The organism is Nocardiopsis sp. NPDC057823 (assembly GCF_042797335.1).
Classification (GTDB): Bacteria; Actinomycetota; Actinomycetes; order Streptosporangiales; family Streptosporangiaceae; genus Nocardiopsis; species Nocardiopsis changdeensis.
In genome coordinates this window covers 633589-651364 of record NZ_JBHVLR010000001.1, presented here as the reverse complement: position 1 = coordinate 651364, position 17776 = coordinate 633589, and the positions used below count along the sequence as shown (strand labels likewise).

Here is a 17776-nt window from a genome sequence, read left to right as displayed (position 1 = left end):
GCCCTCCGCGGACGGCCTACGGCCGCCTCGCGTTCCCGCGGCGCTTGGCCAGGGCCGCCCGCGAACGCTCCACCGCGGGCCCGATCGCCTCGACCAGCGCGTCCACGTCGGCCTCGGTGGAGGTCCGCCCCAGCGACAGGCGCAGGCTGCTGGAGGCCGTGTCGGGGTCGGCCCCCATCGCCAGCAGCACGTGGCTGGGCTGGGCCACCCCCGCGGAGCAGGCCGAGCCGGTGGAGCAGGAGACGCCCCTGGCGTCCAGCAGCATGAGCAGGGCGTCGCCCTCGCAGCCGGGGAAGGACAGGTGCGCGATGCCCGGCAGCCGCCGGTCCGGGTCCCCGTTGACGACGACGTCGGGGACCACCCCGCGCACCCGCTCCTCCAGGGTGTCGCGCAGCCCGGACAGGTGGGCGGCGTGCTTCTCGCGCTCGGCGACCGCGAGGTGCACCGCGGTGGCCAGCCCGCGCACCAGCGGCGTGGCCAGGGTGCCCGAGCGGACGTCGCGCTCCTGGCCGCCCCCGTGCAGCACCGGGACCGGGCTCAGCCCGCGCGCCAGCAGCAGCGCCCCGGTGCCCACCGGGCCGCCGAGCTTGTGCCCGCTGACCGTCAGGGCGCTCACCCCGGAGGCGGCGAAGTCCACCGGCTCCACGCCCACGGCCTGCACCGCGTCGGTGTGGAAGGGGATCCCGTACTCCGCGGCGACGGCGGCCAGCTCGGCCACCGGCTGCACCGTGCCGACCTCGTTGTTGGCCCACATCACCGACACCACGGCCACGGACTCCGGGTCGCGCTCGATCGCCTCGCGCAGGACCCGCGGCTCCACCCGGCCCAGGGGGTCCACCGGCAGCGTCTCGTGGACCGCGCCTTGGTGCTCGGCCGTCCAGTGCGCGGGGTCCAGGGCGGCGTGGTGCTCGACGGCGCTGGTGATGACCCGGCGGCGGCGCGGGTCCTCGGCGCGGCGGGACCAGTACAGGCCCTTGATGGCGATGTTGTCCGACTCGGTGCCGCCCGCGGTGAAGACCACCTCGTGCGGTGTGCACCCCAGGGCTTCGGCGACGCGCTCGCGCGACTCCTCGACGGCGCGGCGGGCGGCGCGCCCGTGCCCGTGCAGGGAGGAGGGGTTGCCGAGGGAGCCGAGCCCGGCCGCGACCTCGGCGATCACCTCGGGGCGGACCTCGGTCGTGGCTGCGTGATCCAGATACACCATGGCGTTACCAAGAATAAGCGTCCGGGGAGGGCTCCCGATAACCTTGGGGGCATGCCTGAGCCCACAGCAGCACCGCACTGGCCCGCTCCCGTCGCCGAGGGCCCCGTCCGCGCCCGACTCTCCCTGCCCGGTTCCAAGTCGGTCACCAACCGGGCGCTGATCCTGGCCGCCCTGTCGCAGACGCCGTGCCTGGTGCGCCGTCCCCTGGTCAGCCGGGACAGCGAGCTGATGGTGGGGGCGCTGCGCGCCCTGGGCACGACCGTGGAGGAGCGCGGCGAGGACCTGTTCGTCACCCCGGGTCCGCTGCGCGGCCCCGCCTCGGTCGACGTGGGCAACGCCGGAACGGTGATGCGGTTCGTGCCGCCGGTGGCCGCGCTGGCCGCCGGGGACGTGGACTTCGACGGCGACCCGCGGGCGCGGGAGCGGCCGGTGGGCGAGCTGCTGGCGGCGCTGCGCGCCCTGGGCGCCGACATCGACGACTCCGCCGGCGCCCTGCCGATGACCGTGCACGGCACCGGCCGGGTGCGCGGCGGCGACGTCGTCCTGGACGCCTCGGGCTCCTCCCAGTTCGTGTCCGCGCTGCTGCTGGCCGGTGCCCGGTTCGAACAGGGCGTGCGGGTGCGCCACGAGGGCGCCCCCGTGCCCTCCCGGCCGCACCTGGACATGACCGTGGAGATGCTGCGCGCCGCCGGGGTGACGGTGCTGGTGGGCGACGACGTCTGGACGGTCGAGCCGGGGCCGGTCAAGGTCACCGAGATCACCGTGGAGCCGGACCTGTCCAACGCCGCCCCCTTCCTGGCGGCCGCGCTGGTCACCGGCGGCGAGGTCACCGTCGAGGGCTGGCCCGAGCACACCACCCAGCCCGGCGACCACCTGCGGTCGCTGTTCACCCGGATGGGCGGCGAGGTGTCCCGGAACGGCGGGGCGCTGACCCTGCGCGGCACCGGGCGGATCCTGGGCCTGGAGGCCGACCTGCGCGAAGTGGGCGAGCTCACCCCCACCATCGCCGCGGTGGCCGCCCTGGCCTCGACCCCCTCCCGGCTCACCGGCATCGCGCACCTGCGCCGCCACGAGACCGACCGCATCGCCGCCCTGGCCGCCGAGATCAACCGCCTGGGCGGGAACGCCGAGGAGCTGCCCGACGGGCTGGTCATCGAGCCCCGGCCGCTGCACGGCGGTGTCTTCCACTCCTACGACGACCACCGGATGGCCACCTCCGGCGCCGTCATCGGGCTCGCGGTGCCCGGGGTGGAGGTGGAGAACATCGCCACCACGCGCAAGACCCTGCCGGACTTCCCCGGCCTGTGGGCGGAGGCGCTGGCATGAGCCGCACCCGGGGCGGGGGGCGCCACCTCGACGAGGACGACATCCGGGTCCGCGCCCGGGGCGGGTCGCGGCCCCGCACCCGCAACCGGCCCAAGCACGAGAACGCGGTGGAGGGCCTGGTCACCGCCGTGGACCGGGGCCGGTACCGGTGCCTGGTCGAGGGCACCCGGGTGGTGGCGATGAAGGCCCGCGAGCTGGGCCGCGGGTCGATCGTGGTGGGCGACCGGGTGGACGTGGTCGGCGACCTGTCCGGGCTCCCGGACACCCTGGCGCGGATCGTCCGGGTCAGGGACCGCAGCTCGGTGCTGCGCCGCACCGCCGACGACACCGACCCGGTGGAGCGGATCATCGTAGCCAACGCCGACCAGCTGGCGATCGTGTGCGCCCTGGCCGACCCGGCCCCGCAGCCGCGGTTCGTGGACCGCTGCCTGGTGGCCGCCTACGACGCGGGGCTGTCCCCGCTGCTGTGCCTGACCAAGGCCGACCTCGCCGACCCCGGCGAACTGCTGCGGATGTACGAGCCGCTGGGCGTGCCCTACGAGGTGCTCAGCCCCGAGGGCGACCTCACCGGCCTCGAAGGGCGGCTGGCGGGACGCACCACCGTGCTGGTGGGGTCCTCGGGCGTGGGCAAGTCCACCCTGTTCAACCGGCTCATCCCCGGCACCGACCGGGCGGTGGGCCACGTCAACGCGGTCACCGGCCGGGGGCGCCACACCTCGACGTCCGCGGTGGCGCTGCCGTTCGAGGGCGGCTGGCTGATCGACACCCCGGGGGTGCGCAGCTTCGGCCTGGCGCACATCGCCCCGGAGGACATCGTGGAGGGCTTCCCGGACCTGGCCGACCTCGCCCTGGACTGCCCGGCGGGCTGCACCCACCAGGACGGCGCCGAGGGCTGCGCCATCGGCGGCGCCCTGGCGCGCGGCGGGGCCGACCCGGCCCGGGTGGCGTCCCTGCGCAGGCTGCTCGCCGGCCGCGAGGGCGACGCCGAGCCCGACGAGGAACGCGAGCCCTAGGCGGTGGGGAGGCGGCCGATGACGTGCCGCTCCCCCCAGTCGGCCAGCGGCTCCAGGGCCTGGTTGAGGGAGACGCCGAGCGGGGTCAGCGAGTACTCGACCCGGGGCGGGACCTCGTCGAAGACCTCGCGGTGGACGAGCCCGTCCTCCTCCATCTCGCGCAGGTGCGAGGCGAGGACCTTCTCCGAGACGCCGTCCAGGGTGCGGCGCAGCTCGCCGAACCGGTGCGGGCGCTCGCCCAGCGCCCACAGGATGACGATCTTCCACTTCCCGTCGATGACGTCCATCGCGGCGGCGGTCCCGCAGTGATACGACTCCGGGCGGCGAAGAGACCTCATGTTCCCCCTGCCTGCATGCTCACCTCGGGGTGAGCACCCACTTCAAAGTGCGTACTTGTGGGCGTCGCCGCCCGCCACGAGCCTAGTCCACATGACAGAGAACACCACCGATCCGTCCCGTATCGTCCTGCTCGGGCTGGGCGACATGGGCACCGCGTTCGCCCGCGCCTGGCTCGCCGCCGGGCACCCCCTCACCGTCTGGAACCGCACCGCTTCCCGCGCCGAGCCCCTGGCCGCCGAGGGCGCCGACGTCGCCGCCGACCCCGCCTCGGCGGTGGCCGCCGGGCGGCTCGTCGTCACCTGCCTGTTCGACGACGCCTCCGTCGGCGCCGTCCTGGAGGGGGTGGACCTGGCCGGCAGGGACCTGGTCGACATCACCACCGGCACCCCCGGCGAGGCGCGCGCCCGCGCGGAGTGGGCGGCCGCGCGCGGGGCCCGCTTCGTCAGCGGCGGGATCATGGCCGTACCGCCGATGGTGGGCGCCCTGGAGACGGGCGCGTACACGTTCTACAGCGGTTCGGAGGAGGCGTTCGCCGAGCACCGGGAGGCGCTGTCGGTCCCCACCGGCGCCCGGTTCCAGGGCGGGGACCCGGGGCTGGCCGCGCTGCTGGACGTGGCGCTTCTCAGCGCCATGAACGGCATGTTCGGCGGGCTCACGCACGCCTTCGCCCTGGCCCGCCGGTCCGGGGTCCCGCCCAAGGAGGCCGCCGGGCTCCTGGAGGGCTGGGTGGGGGCGATGCTGTCCGACGCCGCCGGCGGGTTCGCCGAACGCCTGGAGAGCGGAGACCTCACGACCGGGGTGGTCTCCAACCTGGCCATGCAGTCCCGGGGCCTGGACACCCTGCTGCGGACCGCGCGGGAGGCCGGGGTGAGCACCGAACTGCTGCGCCCCTACGCCGAACTCATGGAACGGCACGTCGCCGACGGGGGCGGGGACCAGGACGGCGCCGGGCTGGTCGACCGCCTCCTGGAGGACCCGGCCTGAGCCGGGTCACAGGTCGACGGTGCCGCCGCAGCGCCAGTAGTGGACGCGGTCGTGCTCCAGGAAGCCCTCGTCCACCAGGCCGCGGCGCAGCGCGGGGACGTCGGCGCTGAAACCGCCGATGACGTCGTTGACCTGCGACTCGGTGTAGCGCACGCCGGGTTCGAACGCGCGGGCCACCCGGTCCAGCACGGCCAGCCGCTCGGGTCTGCGCACCGGGATGGCCGTGATCCGGGCCCGGGCGGGCTCCTCCCCGGTCAACACTCCTCCCGGTGGCCGACCAGCAGCATCCCGTGGGTCACCGTCTCGATCCGGCGGGCCGCCTCGGCGGGGTCGATGGGCTGGAGCGCGTACGACACGGTGAGCCGCACGCCGACGTCGGCGACCGCCTCGGCCAGGGCCCGATCGAGGTCGGGGCGGTGCTCGCGCAGGGAGGCGGCGATGCGCTCGCCGAGCACCTCCAGCAGCGGCTCCGAGCGCGTGGTCAGCACCGGGAGCAGTTCGCGGTCTCCGGTGACCACCGCGTGCAGCAGGGGGTTGCCGCGCGCGGTGTCGAGGATCAGGCGGGCGGTCCGGCTCACGGTGTGGGCCGGATCGCCGTGCTCGGCGGCCAGGACCCGCATCACCTCGTCCAGCAGGGCGTTGACCTCGCGCACCACGACGTCCTGGAGCAGCCCCTCCTTGCTGCCGAACACGTTGTACAGGGTCTGGCGGGACACCTGGGCCGCGGCCGCGATGTCGGCCATCCGCCGCTCGCCCCACCCGCCGGAGACGACCTCGGCGTAGGCGGCGTCCATCAGCCGCTCGCGGACCGATCCGCCCTGTCTGGTATCCATCCCCCCATGGTGGCATCCGGACGCCCGGACTCCCACCCCCGGTTCGGTGACCCGGAGGCGTCGGCGACTAACACTCTGGTCACGCGTGTGGGGCCCTTTGGCCATGTTCGTGCCCGGGAGGGTAGCGTTACCGCCCATGGCGTCCTTTGACGATGATCTGCGGCTGGCCCACGTGCTCGCCGACGCTGCCGACGACATCGCGCTGAAGCGTTTCCGTGCGTTGGACCTGGTGGTCGACACCAAACCCGACCTGACCCCGGTGACCGAGGCCGACCGGCTGGTCGAGGAGACGCTCCGCGGTGTCCTGTCGCGCGCCCGCCCCCGGGACGCCGTGGTGGGCGAGGAGTACGGCAAGAGCGGCAACAGCAACCGCGTGTGGGTGATCGACCCCATCGACGGCACCAAGAACTACGTGCGCGGCGTCCCGGTGTGGGCGACGCTCATCGCCCTGCTGGAGGGCGACCGTCCGGTGGTCGGCGTGGTCTCGGCCCCGGCGCTGTTCCGGCGCTGGTGGGCGTCCCTGGGCGGGGGCGCGTGGCAGGGCCGGAGCCTGTCCAAGGCCTCGCGCTGCCACGTGTCGAAGGTGTCGGAGCTGTCCGACGCCTCCCTGAGCTTCTCGTCCCTGAGCGGCTGGGAGGAGCAGGGGCGGCTGGAGTCGTTCCTGGGCCTGACCCGGTCGGTGTGGCGGACCCGCGCCTACGGCGACTTCTGGTCGCACGTGATGGTGGCCGAGGGCGTGGTGGACATCGCCGCCGAGCCAGAGCTGTCGCTGTGGGACGCCGCCCCCCTGCCGATCATCCTGGAGGAGGCCGGCGGGCGGGCCACGAGCCTGCGCGGCGACGCGTTCGCCGACGGCGGGCCGCTGGTGTGCACCAACGGGATCCTGCACGACCAGGCGCTGACCTGGCTGAACGGCGGGCCGACGCCGCTGCGCTCCGTCTGAGTCGGGAGGCCCCCGGGTCGCGGACCCCGCTCTTCGACATTGCGCAGCGGAGTGGACACGGAGAGTAGTAGCGTGGCGACCGTGCCGACCCACATCCCCGCGCCCGTACGCCTGGGCGCCGCCGTGCTGCTCCTGCTCACCGCCACCGCCTGCGGCGGCGGCCACGGGCACACCCCCGACGAACTCGACGCGATGATCGCCGACTCGGTGCGCGACGGCGGGCCCGGCTCCGGGCCCGCCGTCGACGCGGGCGACACCGTCTTCGACCCGGACCTCCTGCTGTGCACGCCCGCCGTGGACACCGCGGGGGTCCCGGGCGGGGACGCCTGGCGCACCGAGGCGCCGCGCACCGCCGTCGGGGAGGGCCCGGTCGAACTGGGCCTGCTGCCGCCCGAAGACGTCGAACCGACCGCGGTGACCGTCACGGTCCGGACCCCCGGCGACGACCTCCACACCCTGGAAACGGACACCGCCCCCGGGGAGTGGTCGCATGTCCGTTATCCCGAGAAAGGCGGTTCCGACCTCGCCGCCGGGGTGTACACCGTCCTCTGGTCCGACACCGCCACGGGAACCCCGCTGACCTGCGACGGCTTCGAGGTCTGACCCCCGCCGCCGACCCGGTCCGCCAAGCCGTCCCCATTCCGGTCCCGAAAAAAACAAAAATCCCCCGGTGATCATGAACCGAAACCTGCGACATCCGCGATGATCTGGGGTGAGGCCCCGCCCCCGCGGGCCTGCACGGCGCCGCCCGCGAGGCGGCGCCACCCCACACACATTCACTGGGAAGGGACCGTATGCTGCGTTCCCTCGTGGCCGGGATACTGCTCGCCTTCGCCGGTTCCCGCGCCAACATCGCCAGGACGATCCTGTCCTGCGCCGGCATCGTCGTCGGCGTCGGCTCGCTGATCGCCGTGGTCACCGCGGGCGACTTCGGGCAGCGGTTCGCCACCGCCTACAGCGAGGCCAACGCCGGACGCGCCGCGACCCTGAGCGTCTCCAGCTGGGACACCGAGATCACCGACGTGCGGGCCTTCGAGGAGGACCTGGTCCGGGCCGGCGGCGTGGACGTGTCGATCTACAAGATGGTCGAGGGCGTCTCCATGCGCTCCGGGGACCAGGGCATCCCCGACGTGGAGATCCGGGCCGTGGACGTCTCCCTCGGCGACATCCGCCGGATGACCATGTCCCAGGGCCGCTGGTTCACCGAGGCCGACGCCGAGTCCCTGGCCCCCGTGCTGGTGGTCAACGAGAGCCTGGCCGCGGACATGGAGGACATCACCCGGGTGCAGATCGGCACCGACCACTGGATGGACGTCCGCGTGGTCGGCGTCTCCTCCAGCTCGGCCCTGGACGGCGGCTGGTACACCGCCTTCCTGCTGCGCGCGCCCGCCAGCGAGGAGCTGATCTACGGCGAGCCCGTCGAGACCTCCGAGGACGGCGCCACCGCGCCGATCTCGATCCGGGACCCCGAGTACAGCGTCCGGATCGACCCCTCCGACCCGGCCGCGACCGACCCCTGGGGCGAGGTCTTCACCGAACGCCTGCTGTCGGCCTCCGACCGCTGGGGCGAGGTGCGCCAGGACTCGCTCATGGCCTACCGGGCGGACTACGCCGAAGAGGTCAACCAGATGATCGGGTACCTGTCGATCGGGCTCATCGGCATCGCCGCCATCACGCTCACCACGGGCCTGCTCGGCGTCCTCAACGTCGGCCTGGTCACCGTGCGCGAGCGCAGGCGCGAACTGGCCACCTACCGGGCCCTGGGCGCGACCAGGTTCACCCTGTTCGTCGCCGTCGTGATGGAATCCGTCGTGGTGTCGCTGGTCGCCGGCGTCATCGCCCTGCTCGGCTGCTGGGCCCTGGTCGCCGCGGGCGGCGCGATCGCCGCCTCGTTCATCGAACTGCCCCCCGACGTACCCATCGCCATCCCGCCGACCGCCGTCCTGGTCGGCCTGGGCAGCGCCGCCGGTGTCGGCCTGCTCGCCGGAGTCATCCCCGCCCTGCGGGCACTGCGCTCGTCCGTCGTCGCCGGACTGCGGGAATAGGAGACACACGTGAAGAAGTGGATCATCATCGGCTCGGTGGCGCTGCTGCTCGTGGTCGCGGTCGCCGGCGGCGGGTACTTCCTGCTGAACCGGCTGGGCGGTTCCGGCGAGGAGCTCCCGATGGAGGGCGCCGTCGACGTGGGGGGCGTCCCCTACCCCGTCGAGCTGGGCACCATCGACTCCGTCATGGTGCTGGACGCCACCGTGCAGGCCGAGCCCGGCAGGAGCGTCAAGGCCCAGAAGGGCGGCCAGGTCGTCCACCTGTGGGTGACCGACGGCGCCACGGTGGAGGAGGGCGCGCCCATCCTCAACGTGAAGTACACCGAGGAGCCCGCCCCGGGCACCGGCACCGGTGAGGGCGAGGCCCCGGCCGAGCCGGTGACCCGCGAGGTCAGCCTCTACGCGCCGGTCGACGGCAAGGTGACCGGTCTGGCCGACGTGCAGGTCGGCGACGTCCTGGAGCCGGGAGCCGTGGTCGCCACCGTCGCCCCGGACATCTACCGGGCGGTCGCCACGATCCCCGCCAACGACCTGTACCGGTTCTACGAGGAGCCCGACGACATCCTCCTGGAGATCACGAACGGCCCGCCGCCCACCCAGTGCGACTTCCTGTCGCTGGGCGCCGCCGAGGCCGGCGGCGGCGGTGAGGAGCAGCCCGAGACCGACGAGTTCGGCTTCCCGATGGAGGGCGGCGACACCGGCGGCGGCTCCGGCGGCGAGCTGGCCTGCCGGGTGCCCGCCGACGTCCAGGTGTTCGAGGGCGTCCAGGGCAAGCTGTCGATCAGCACCGGCAAGGTCGAGGACGTCGTGGTCGTGCCCATGACGGCGGTGCGCGGCACCACCGGCGAGGGCGAGGTCATCGTCGTCGCCGAGGACGGCACCGAGGAGGCCCGCCCGGTGGAGCTGGGCATCTCCGACGGCTCGTTCATCGAGGTCGTCTCCGGCCTGGAGGTCGGCGAGCAGGTCATGGACCCGATCCCGCTCGACCCGCGCTTCGACGTGCCCGGCGCCGACGACGGGGTCGAAGAGGAGTTCATGGTCGAAGGGGAGGGGATGTAGTGTCCACCGCTCCGTCCCCCCTGGCCCCGCAGGCTCCCCCGCCCCAGGCCCCGCTGCTGCGGGTGGAGGGGCTGACTCGGCACTTCATGGTGTCGGGGACCCGGATCGACGTCCTGCACGACTGCACGTTCGACGTGTACCGGGGCGAGGTCGTCGCGATCATCGGCCAGTCCGGTTCGGGCAAGTCGACCCTGCTCAGCCTGCTCGGGCTGCTGGACAAGCCGAGCGGCGGCGAGTACACGTTCGACGGGCGGGCGACCAGCCGGCTGGGCGAGGGCCCGCGCTCGCGGCTGCGCGGCGAGGGCATCGGGTTCGTGTTCCAGCAGTTCCACCTGCTGGAGCGGCGGACCGCGATGGCCAACGTGGGCGTGCCCCTGGTGCTGGCGGGGATGCCCGCGCTGCGCCGCCGGGGCCGGGCCCGCGAGCTGCTGGAGGCGGTGGGGCTGGGGCACCGCCTCCACTCCAAGCCGCACCAGCTCTCCGGCGGCGAGCAGCAGCGTGTGGCCCTGGCGCGGGCGCTCAGCCGCGACCCCGCCCTGATCCTCGCCGACGAGCCCACGGGCGCCCTGGACGCCGCCAGCAGCCGGATGATCATGGACCAGCTGCTGGAGCAGGCCCGGATCCGCGACTCGGCGGTGGTCGTGGTGACCCACGACCCCAAGGTCGCCGAGCGCGCCGACCGCGTGGTGGAGCTCGTGGAGGGCCGCACCCGCTGAGACCCCGGGCGCCGTCGCCGCGTCCCCTCGCCCGACGGCGCCCGGACCCCCGGGAGGCTCCGCCTCCCGGGTACCGGACCGGGCGGGCCGTGTCGCTCCGGGCGGCGGCACCCGCCCGGGGCGGCTCCCCGGCGGGAAGCGGGAAGAACGGGAGCGGTCGGGAAAAGACTCGGGCCCGGAAATCCATTGGATTTCCGGGCCCGGTTTCAGTAGCGGGGACAGGATTTGAACCTGCGACCTCTGGGTTATGAGCCCAGCGAGCTACCGAACTGCTCCACCCCGCGTCGTTGATCTCTACTTTAGAGGGTTTCCCCCCGGGCCGCAAATCGTTTCCGGTGAGGGAGAACGGTGAGATCGGCCCTGTTCGCCCGGGCTCGGGGCCCGGACCGGCGGCGGCCGTGAAGACCGTCACCCTCCCGGTCCATTCCACGGGGGAATGGACCGGGAAAAGCACCGGACCCGGGAATTCATCCCGGGTCCGGGCCTTGGTAGCGGGGACAGGATTTGAACCTGCGACCTCTGGGTTATGAGCCCAGCGAGCTACCGAACTGCTCCACCCCGCGTCGTTGTGTTCTCTACAGTAGCGCGCCCGGGACGGGAAAGCGAATCGATACGCCGCGGCCGGGGCGGGAACCCTGCGGTCCCCGCCCCGGCCGCGGTCCGGGAGGGCGGATGGGGCGGGGCACGGCGCCCCGCCCCGTCCGGACGGCTAGTTGCCGCCCTCCTGCTCGGCGAGCGCCTCCTCGATGGCCTCCAGGGCCTCGCGCAGGCGGTCGTTCGCCTCCTCCTGGTTGTCCTGGGCCTCCTCCCAGGCCTCCACCGCCTCGTTGAGGGACTCGGTGAGGTCCTGGTCGCCGCCGCCGGAGCCGGCCTCGGAGTCGGGTGCCTCCTCCTGCGGGGCCTCCTCCTCGCCCTCGGCCGGCGGCGGGGCCTCCGCCCCGTCGAACAGGTTGCTCAGCGCGTCGGGGAGGTTGCTCCCGATGGCGACCTCCTCGCCGAAGCCGACCATGACCTGCTGCAGCAGCGGGAAGGACGCGGCACCGCCGCCGCCCGCCTGCACGTACAGCGGCTCGACGTAGAGCAGACCGCCCGCGAACGGCAGGGTGAGCAGGTTGCCCCTGGTCACCTCGGCGTTGGACTGCTCCAGCGGGAGCAGCACCTCGCGGACGTTGGCGTCGGCATCGAACGCGTTCTGGACCTGCCCGGGGCCGAAGATGACGGTGCTGCGCGGCAGCTCCAGCAGCTTCAGCTGCCCGTAGTCCTCCGAGCGCGGGTCGCTGTTGACGGCCATGAACGCCGCCAGGTTCTCCCGGCCCCGGGGCACGAAGGTGCTGGTCAGCGAGAAGCTGGCCTCCTCCTCGCCCGGGTACTGGATGGTCTGGCGGTAGGGCGACTCGGGACGCTCGGTGGCGCCGGTCGGGTCGTTGGGCACCGCCCAGAAGTCCTGGCCGCCGTAGTAGGCCGCCGGGTCGGTCACGTGGTACTCGCGCATGATCTCGCGCTGCACCTTGAACAGGTCGTCCGGGTAGCGGAGGTGGTCGACGAGCTCTTCGCTCATGTCGTCCCGGCTCTGGATGGTGCCGGGGAAGGCGCCCATCCACGTCTGCAGGACCGGGTCCTCCTCGTCCCAGGCGTACAGCGTGACCGTGCCGTCGTAGGCGTCCACGGTGGCCTTGACCGAGTTGCGGATGTAGTTGACCTGGTTGCCCGGGAGCGCGCTGACCTGGGTGAGCGACCCGTCCGTGAACGTGTCGGTCACCGCCTGGGTGAAGTCGATCCGGTTCGCGTACGGGTAGTTGTTGGACGTGGTGTAGGCGTCCACGATCCACACGATCTTGCCGTCGACGACCGCCGGGTAGGGGCGGCTGTCCACGGTGAGGAACGGCGCGACCTTCTCGACCCGGTCCAGCGGGTCCCGCTCGTACAGGATGCGCGAGTCGCCGGTGATCGCGCTGTTGAGCAGGATGTTGGGCTCCTGGTACTTGATCGCGTACAGGATCCGCTCGAAGAACGAGTCCAGCTGCACGCCGCCGCTGCCGTCGTAGCGGTTGTACTGCTGCGAGCCGGCGGAGGAGCCGGCCTCCTCCTCGGTGGTCCCCTCCTCGGCCGGGGCCTCCTCGTCGGCGGCCTCGGCGTCCGCGTCGGCCGGCGCCTGGGCGTCGTCCGGGCTCGGGCTCACCTCGGGCTCGACCGCGTCCTCCGGGGTGGAGACCTCGGGGGTCGCGCCCTCCTCGTCGAGGGGGTAGTCGTACTCCTCCTCGGCCTGGACGATGACGTACTCGGCGCCCTCCCGGCCGTAGTAGATGCGCTCCTGGTAGTCGCCGACGACGTCGCTGAGCTCGCCCCGCGGCGGGATGTTGTACTCGGTGAAGACCGGGCGGCCCTCGGCGTCGATCTGGGTGCCCGCGGCCGCGACGAAGCCGAAGCCGTGGGTGTAGATCAGGTGCCGGTTGAGCCAGTTGTCCTGGTCCGAGGGGGGACCGTCGAGCTCGCGGACGGCGACGATCGTGTCGATCAGGTTGCCCTCGCTGTCCGGGTAGCGGTCGACCTCCAGCACCTCGGGGAACTGGTAGAAGCCGCGGACCTGCTGCATCTGCTGGAAGGTCTGCGAGACCACGGCGGGGTCGGCCAGCCGGACCGTGGTGCCCTGCGCCTCCTGGACCAGGTCCTCGGCGCTCAGCTCGGTGGTGGCGTCGTAGGGCTCCACCTCGGCGTCCTCGATGTCGTACGCCGCCCGCGTGGAGTCGATGTTGCGCTGGATGTAATCGCTCTCCAGGCGCTGCTCGTTGGGGTTGACCTGGAAGCGCTGGACGATCTCGGGGTAGGCGACGCCGACGATCACGGCGGACAGCACCAGCAGGCCGAGGCTGGCCACCGGGACCATGGTGTTCTTGAAGTAGATGTTCGCGAAGAACAGCAGGGCGCAGATGACCGAGATGACGGTGAGGATCGTCAGGGCGGTCTTGACCGCGTTCACGTCGGTGTAGGAGGCGCCGAAGGTGTAGCCGCGCTCGGAGAACACCAGCCCGTACCGGTCCAGCCAGTACGACCCGGCGCGCAGCAGCACGAAGAGGCCGAGCAGCACCGACAGGTGCACCCGGGCCGCGGGGGTGGCGCGCTGACCGGTGTCGTTCTGGAGGCGGACGCCGCCGTACAGGTAGTGGACGATGACCGCGGCGATGAAGGCCAGGATCACGGCGGCGTAGAGGTAGCCGAGCAGGATCCTCAGGAAGGGGTAGACGAACGCGAAGAACGCGACGTCCATCCCGAACTCGGGGTCGGTCACCCCGAAGTCCACACCGTTGACGAACTGCAGGTAGGACCGCCAGTCACCGCTGGCCGCGGCGCCGGAGAGCAGGGCGAGGGCGCCCACGGCGATCCAGAAGAACAGCTTGCGGTGCGGGTCGATGGACTGCCGGTAGCGGTCCAGGCCCTGCTGTTCGAGGCTCATCGGCCGGATTCCGGGGCGCGCCCGGTAGGCGAAGAAGATGCTGGCGCCGACGATGACGGCCATCACCACCGCGGCCACGGCGAACAGCAGCACCCGTGTCCAGAGTTCGGTCAGGAAGACCGAGGTGAAGCCGACGGACTGGAACCACATGAAGTCGGTCCAGAAGTTCGCGGCGAACATCAACCCCGCGATGATGACGACCACGGTCGCCGCGACTGGCGCGAGCAACCTTGATCGACGAGGCATGCGCGCAGGTGGTGCGCCGGGCGATCGGAAGCTCACGCCTCCCCCTCGTTATGGCTTGTTAGGTGCGTTCGGTGCGCGTGCAGCGCCTTGTTTACGGAGAACTTCACTTCGACCCTTCGGAGTTCCCGGAACCCGTTCCGTGGGGGTGACAAGGTCGCATCGTTGGTGTATCGGCCCGGCAACCCCGTGGTTTCCTGTGGTCCCTTTGTGACCCTACTGTCCGCGAACGGGAGCGGCGAGGTTCCCCCATCGGCCACTATGGGAACGTGTCGAACATTCGCGAAGCCGTCATGGACCTCGAACGCCACGCCGCCGCTCAGGGATGGGACCGGCCGCTGGGCCTGTACGCCCTGGTGCCGACGGCCGAACTGCTGGCCGCCGAGCCCGCCCTCGCCGAGATGCTGGGCGTCTCCGGCGCGCCGGACCCCCTGGAGCTGACCCCGGTCGAGCAGGACCCGCTGCCGGCGGACCTGCCGCTGGAGGAGGCGCTGGGCCGCATCATGTGGCCGGAGGGGGTGGCCGGCTGCGCCCTGGTCATGGAGCGGCTGGTGGTGAAGGGCTCCGACGAGACCCTCTCCCCCGGCGAGGACGCCTCCGCCCAGGGCAGGGAGACGGAGGAGATCCGCATGGTCGCGGGGGTCCTGCGGGACGGCTCGCGGCACTGCGCGCTGCGCATGCGCAGCCACGACAGCGAGGAGGCGGTCCTCAACGGCGCCGACCTCGTCCCGGCGCTCACCTCGGCGCTGGCCCTCACCCTCGACCTGGAGGGCTGAGCGGCGTCCCCGCGGGGCCCCGGTCCCGCCCGCGGATCCCGCGGGGGCGGGGCGGCCGTGCGGGCCGCCTACTCGCAGCGGGGCAGCTCGCCCTCGCCGGTGCGGATGGTCTCCAGGGCCTCCACCGCGTCGGAGAGGGTCTCGACGCGGACGACCTCCAGTTCGCCGTAGGCGGCGGACTGGGCGACCTGGGAGCAGCTGTCGGCGGCGACCAGGAAGTACCGGGCCCCGTCCCGCTGGGCGCTGACCATCTTCTGCGGGATGCCGCTGACCCCGCCCACCCGGCCCGCGGAGTCGATGGTGCCCGACCCGGCGACGGAGGCGCCGCCGGTGAGGCCCTCCTCGCTGAGCCGGTCGATGATGCCCAGGGCGAACATCATCCCGGCGCTGGGGCCGCCGATGTCGCCGACGGTGATGTCGACCTCGATGGGGAAGTCCATCTCGTCGGCGATCAGGACGCCGACCGCGGCGCGGCCCTGTTCGCCCTCGGCGGCGACCAGCTCGACCTCGACCTCCTCGCCGCCGCGGTCCAGGGTCAGGGAGACGGGGTCGCCGGGCTCGCGCGCGCCCACGCGCTCCACGACCGCCGCGCTGCCGACGGCGGTGCCGGGCTCGCCCTCGGAGCGGGTGTCGACCTCCTCGCCGTCGACGGCGAGGATGACGTCGCCCGGCTCGACCAGGCCCTCGGCGGGCATGTCCTCGACCACGTCGGCGACCACCGGGACCGCGTCGTAGCCCATGCCGATCTCGTTGAGGGCGGCGGCCGTGGCGTCGGTCTGGGAGTCGTTCATCTGGGTGGCCTGCCGCTCGCTGACCTCCTCGGGGCTGCGGCCGGCGGGGAAGAGCAGTTCCTCGGGCATGACCGCCTCGGTCGGCGAGAGCCAGGCGCGCACGACCGTGAAGAAGTCGAGCCGGCGCTGGGGGCCGCCCGCGTACTGCACGGTGACCATCGACAGCGAGCCCTCGTGCTCGTAGCTCTCGGCGCCGTCGATCTCGATGACCGGCCCCTCCTCGGTGCGGCCCACCGTGTCCAGGGTGACGCCCGGCCCGGCCACCAGGTACGGCATCGGCAGGAAACGGCTGCCGAACCCGAGCCCGACGAGCAGGACGAGGGCGACGACAAGGGTCATGACACGACGAAGCATGCTGCACACCTTATTGCGGCCCGGGTAGGGGACGTGTCAGGGAGTCCCCACCCACTCCTGGTCGCCGTCGGTGAACGCCTGGTGCTTCCAGATGGGCACCTGGGCCTTGAGGTCGTCGATCAGCCTGCGGCAGGCGGCGAACGCCTCCTCGCGGTGCGCGGCGGAGGCCGCGACGACGACCGCGAGGTCGCCGATCTCCAGGTCGCCGACCCGGTGGACGGCGGCGAGCCTGACGACGGGGCGGCCCGGGACGGCGGTGTCGGCGAGCACCTTCTCCATGACCGTCCTCAGCATGGCCTCGACGGTGGGGTGCGCCGAGTAGCCCAGGCGGGCCACGTCGCGCCCGTGGTCGTGGTCGCGGACGGTGCCGATGAAGACGGCGGTGCCGCCGGCACGGGGGTCTTGGACGGCCGCGAGGACCTCGTCCACCGAGAGAGGGGTGTCGCGCACCGAGGCGAGAGTGATCTGTTCCACTCCTAGAAGGTACCAATCGTCCCTTGTGGCACCTCACAGGTGTTCCGCCCCGGGTGTCGGGCCGCGCGGAGGCCACGGGGTCCCGGTGGCCGACCGGTCAGCCGCCCTTGCGCTTGCGCAGGTGGCGGATGGTGACGGCGGTCCCGATGGCGGCCGCGGCGGCGCCCGCGGCCCCGGCGGCGGTGACGGCGACCTCCTTGCGGCCGATGCTGCGGCCCACCAGGGCCGGGCCGCCGCGGGACTCCAGCAGGCTCGCCAGGGCGGCCTCGCCGTCGTGGTCGGGCTTCCACCCGGCCTCGCGCAGCGTCGCGCAGTCCACCACGCAGGGGTAGACGAGGAACTTCAGCTCCCCCTCCGCGGCGGGGGTGATCCTGGCCTGGTGCAGGCGTCGGACCGTGCCGAAGGCGAGGTTGGCGGGCACCTCGAAGTGCTTCATCCCGGCGATCTCCTCCACCTGGCCCTGGGTGAGGGAGCCGCCGCTGGCGACCGCCACCACGCCGTCGGGGCCGTCCACCCCGTGCAGGGCGCAGAACGCCAGCGCGCCGGCCAGGTCCTCGATGTGGCAGAACTGCCAGTGCTGCTCGTGCCCCTTGACGGTGAGCAGGCGCGGCGCCGAGAAATGGCGGCTGAGCAGGGTGTCCAGGCCGGGGCCGACCAGGGGGGCGGGTCGCACCACGGTGACGGTGAGGCCGGGGTGGGCCCGGCGGGCGCGTTCGGCCAGCGCCTCGATCTCGGCGAAGTCGCCCATGAGGCCGTCGCTGTTGTCCGAGACGCGGACGGCGTTCTCCGGCAGCGGGACCGGGTTGTCCGGGGCCGCCCCGTAGACCATGGTGCTGGTGACCAGGAACACGCGCGGGACCCCCGAGGCGGCCGCGGCGGTCAGGACCGTCTGCGCCGCCCGGATGTTGTGGGCGCGCCGGTCCGCGGGCCGCGTGTCCGGGGAGCGGTCGTCGGCGGTGTGCACCAGCACGTCCACCCCGTCCAGGCGGGAGACCAGCCCCGGGTCGCAGACGTCGGCGATACGCCAGGTGACGCCGCGCAGGTCGGCGAACTCGGCGTCGATGGCCACGACCTCGCGCGGGGCGGCGGAACCTTCCGGCGCCGCCAGGCGTTGCACGAGGAGTCGGCCCACCCCGGAGGCCGCGCCGGTGACCGCGACCACCGCCCCGGCCCCTCCGGACCGGCTGTGCTCTGGGCGAACCTGGCTGCTTTCGGTATTCACTCC

General features: G+C 73.1%; 17 protein-coding genes and 2 tRNA genes. 9 read left to right on the top strand and 10 right to left on the bottom strand.

The annotated features are described in order from the left end of the window. Nucleotides 1-16 precede the first annotated feature (16 nt). The gene (locus ACFVNO_RS03050; RefSeq protein WP_355256679.1) at nt 17-1204 is read right to left on the bottom strand and encodes a cysteine desulfurase family protein; all 1188 of its coding nucleotides are present in this window, start codon (nt 1202-1204) and stop codon (nt 17-19) included. A 51-nt stretch (nt 1205-1255) separates the two neighbouring features. Here ACFVNO_RS03050 and aroA point away from each other — a divergent pair, with 51 nt between their 5' ends. Then, entirely contained in the window at nt 1256-2530 is a 1275-nt protein-coding gene (gene aroA, locus ACFVNO_RS03045) for a 3-phosphoshikimate 1-carboxyvinyltransferase (RefSeq protein WP_355256676.1), read from the top strand. Next, nucleotides 2527-3543 (top strand): ribosome small subunit-dependent GTPase A, encoded by a 1017-nt coding sequence (gene rsgA, locus ACFVNO_RS03040; protein WP_378888750.1) that lies wholly within the window; start codon nt 2527-2529, stop codon nt 3541-3543. The genes aroA and rsgA overlap by 4 nt, the downstream gene beginning before the upstream one ends. Here the strand turns inward: rsgA and ACFVNO_RS03035 are convergent. Continuing rightward, nucleotides 3540-3881, bottom strand: coding sequence for a helix-turn-helix domain-containing protein (locus tag ACFVNO_RS03035; protein WP_355256670.1), 342 nt, complete (start codon nt 3879-3881; stop codon nt 3540-3542). The genes rsgA and ACFVNO_RS03035 overlap by 4 nt on opposite strands. Nucleotides 3882-3972: 91 nt before the next feature. Between ACFVNO_RS03035 and ACFVNO_RS03030 the strand changes: the two genes are divergently transcribed. Further along, nucleotides 3973-4866: an NAD(P)-dependent oxidoreductase gene (locus ACFVNO_RS03030; protein WP_378888746.1), complete on the top strand. Its 894-nt coding sequence runs from the start codon at nt 3973-3975 to the stop codon at nt 4864-4866. Between the two features lie 6 nt (nt 4867-4872). Here the strand turns inward: ACFVNO_RS03030 and ACFVNO_RS03025 are convergent, their stop codons facing one another. Beyond that, entirely contained in the window at nt 4873-5124 is a 252-nt protein-coding gene (locus ACFVNO_RS03025; RefSeq protein WP_355256665.1) for a DUF2087 domain-containing protein, read from the bottom strand. Further along, on the bottom strand, nt 5121-5699 hold the full coding sequence (locus ACFVNO_RS03020; protein WP_378888742.1) for a TetR family transcriptional regulator: 579 nt from the start codon (nt 5697-5699) through the stop codon (nt 5121-5123). Before ACFVNO_RS03020 ends, ACFVNO_RS03025 begins: the two co-directional genes overlap by 4 nt. A gap of 136 nt (nt 5700-5835) precedes the next feature. Between ACFVNO_RS03020 and hisN the strand changes: the two genes are divergently transcribed. The 5 genes from hisN (at nt 5836) to ACFVNO_RS02995 (ending at nt 10462) form a co-directional block, all read left to right on the top strand. Continuing rightward, on the top strand, nt 5836-6642 hold the full coding sequence (gene hisN / locus ACFVNO_RS03015; protein ID WP_355256659.1) for a histidinol-phosphatase: 807 nt from the start codon (nt 5836-5838) through the stop codon (nt 6640-6642). An 81-nt stretch (nt 6643-6723) separates the two neighbouring features. Then, a complete protein-coding gene (locus ACFVNO_RS03010) occupies nt 6724-7245 on the top strand; it encodes a hypothetical protein (protein WP_378888738.1) in 522 nt (173 codons plus the stop codon). A gap of 191 nt (nt 7246-7436) precedes the next feature. After that, the gene (locus ACFVNO_RS03005; protein WP_355256652.1) at nt 7437-8687 is read left to right on the top strand and encodes an ABC transporter permease; all 1251 of its coding nucleotides are present in this window, start codon (nt 7437-7439) and stop codon (nt 8685-8687) included. 9 nt (nt 8688-8696) lie between these two features. Continuing rightward, on the top strand, nt 8697-9746 hold the full coding sequence (locus tag ACFVNO_RS03000; protein WP_355256649.1) for an efflux RND transporter periplasmic adaptor subunit: 1050 nt from the start codon (nt 8697-8699) through the stop codon (nt 9744-9746). 86 nt (nt 9747-9832) lie between these two features. Further along, nucleotides 9833-10462 carry an ABC transporter ATP-binding protein gene (locus ACFVNO_RS02995; RefSeq protein ID WP_355257105.1) on the top strand — a complete coding sequence of 210 codons (630 nt, stop codon included), beginning with the start codon at nt 9833-9835 and terminating at the stop codon, nt 10460-10462. Nucleotides 10463-10672: 210 nt separating this feature from the next. On the opposite strand, the gene ACFVNO_RS02990 is transcribed toward ACFVNO_RS02995, so the two are convergent. From ACFVNO_RS02990 to ACFVNO_RS02980, 3 genes are all read right to left on the bottom strand, one after another. Continuing rightward, nucleotides 10673-10746 (bottom strand) — tRNA-Met (locus tag ACFVNO_RS02990). A 202-nt stretch (nt 10747-10948) separates the two neighbouring features. Then, nucleotides 10949-11025 (bottom strand) — tRNA-Met (locus tag ACFVNO_RS02985). A gap of 146 nt (nt 11026-11171) precedes the next feature. After that, nucleotides 11172-14117, bottom strand: coding sequence for a UPF0182 family protein (locus ACFVNO_RS02980; protein ID WP_378889214.1), 2946 nt, complete (start codon nt 14115-14117; stop codon nt 11172-11174). Between the two features lie 308 nt (nt 14118-14425). Here ACFVNO_RS02980 and ACFVNO_RS02975 point away from each other — a divergent pair, with 308 nt between their 5' ends. Beyond that, a complete protein-coding gene (locus ACFVNO_RS02975) occupies nt 14426-14932 on the top strand; it encodes a PPA1309 family protein (RefSeq protein WP_255647069.1) in 507 nt (168 codons plus the stop codon). Between the two features lie 68 nt (nt 14933-15000). On the opposite strand, the gene ACFVNO_RS02970 is transcribed toward ACFVNO_RS02975, so the two are convergent. From ACFVNO_RS02970 to ACFVNO_RS02960, 3 genes are all read right to left on the bottom strand, one after another. Further along, nucleotides 15001-16062, bottom strand: coding sequence for a PDZ domain-containing protein (locus ACFVNO_RS02970; protein WP_355257103.1), 1062 nt, complete (start codon nt 16060-16062; stop codon nt 15001-15003). A gap of 51 nt (nt 16063-16113) precedes the next feature. Beyond that, nucleotides 16114-16551, bottom strand: coding sequence for a molybdenum cofactor biosynthesis protein MoaE (locus tag ACFVNO_RS02965; protein WP_220565012.1), 438 nt, complete (start codon nt 16549-16551; stop codon nt 16114-16116). A gap of 97 nt (nt 16552-16648) precedes the next feature. Next, entirely contained in the window at nt 16649-17713 is a 1065-nt protein-coding gene (locus ACFVNO_RS02960) for an NAD-dependent epimerase/dehydratase family protein (RefSeq protein ID WP_220565011.1), read from the bottom strand. Nucleotides 17714-17776: the final 63 nt, after the last annotated feature.

Coding starts and splice junctions, on each gene's coding strand:
- ACFVNO_RS03050 (WP_355256679.1), bottom strand. CDS start 1,204: ATGGTGTATCTGGATCACGCAGCCACGACCGAGGTCCGCCCCGAGGTG.
- rsgA (WP_378888750.1), top strand. CDS start 2,527: ATGAGCCGCACCCGGGGCGGGGGGCGCCACCTCGACGAGGACGACATC.
- ACFVNO_RS03020 (WP_378888742.1), bottom strand. CDS start 5,699: ATGGATACCAGACAGGGCGGATCGGTCCGCGAGCGGCTGATGGACGCC.
- ACFVNO_RS02995 (WP_355257105.1), top strand. CDS start 9,833: ATGGTGTCGGGGACCCGGATCGACGTCCTGCACGACTGCACGTTCGAC.
- aroA (WP_355256676.1), top strand. CDS start 1,256: ATGCCTGAGCCCACAGCAGCACCGCACTGGCCCGCTCCCGTCGCCGAG.
- ACFVNO_RS02970 (WP_355257103.1), bottom strand. CDS start 16,062: ATGACCCTTGTCGTCGCCCTCGTCCTGCTCGTCGGGCTCGGGTTCGGC.
- hisN (WP_355256659.1), top strand. CDS start 5,836: ATGGCGTCCTTTGACGATGATCTGCGGCTGGCCCACGTGCTCGCCGAC.
- ACFVNO_RS03005 (WP_355256652.1), top strand. CDS start 7,437: ATGCTGCGTTCCCTCGTGGCCGGGATACTGCTCGCCTTCGCCGGTTCC.
- ACFVNO_RS03035 (WP_355256670.1), bottom strand. CDS start 3,881: ATGAGGTCTCTTCGCCGCCCGGAGTCGTATCACTGCGGGACCGCCGCC.
- ACFVNO_RS03030 (WP_378888746.1), top strand. CDS start 3,973: ATGACAGAGAACACCACCGATCCGTCCCGTATCGTCCTGCTCGGGCTG.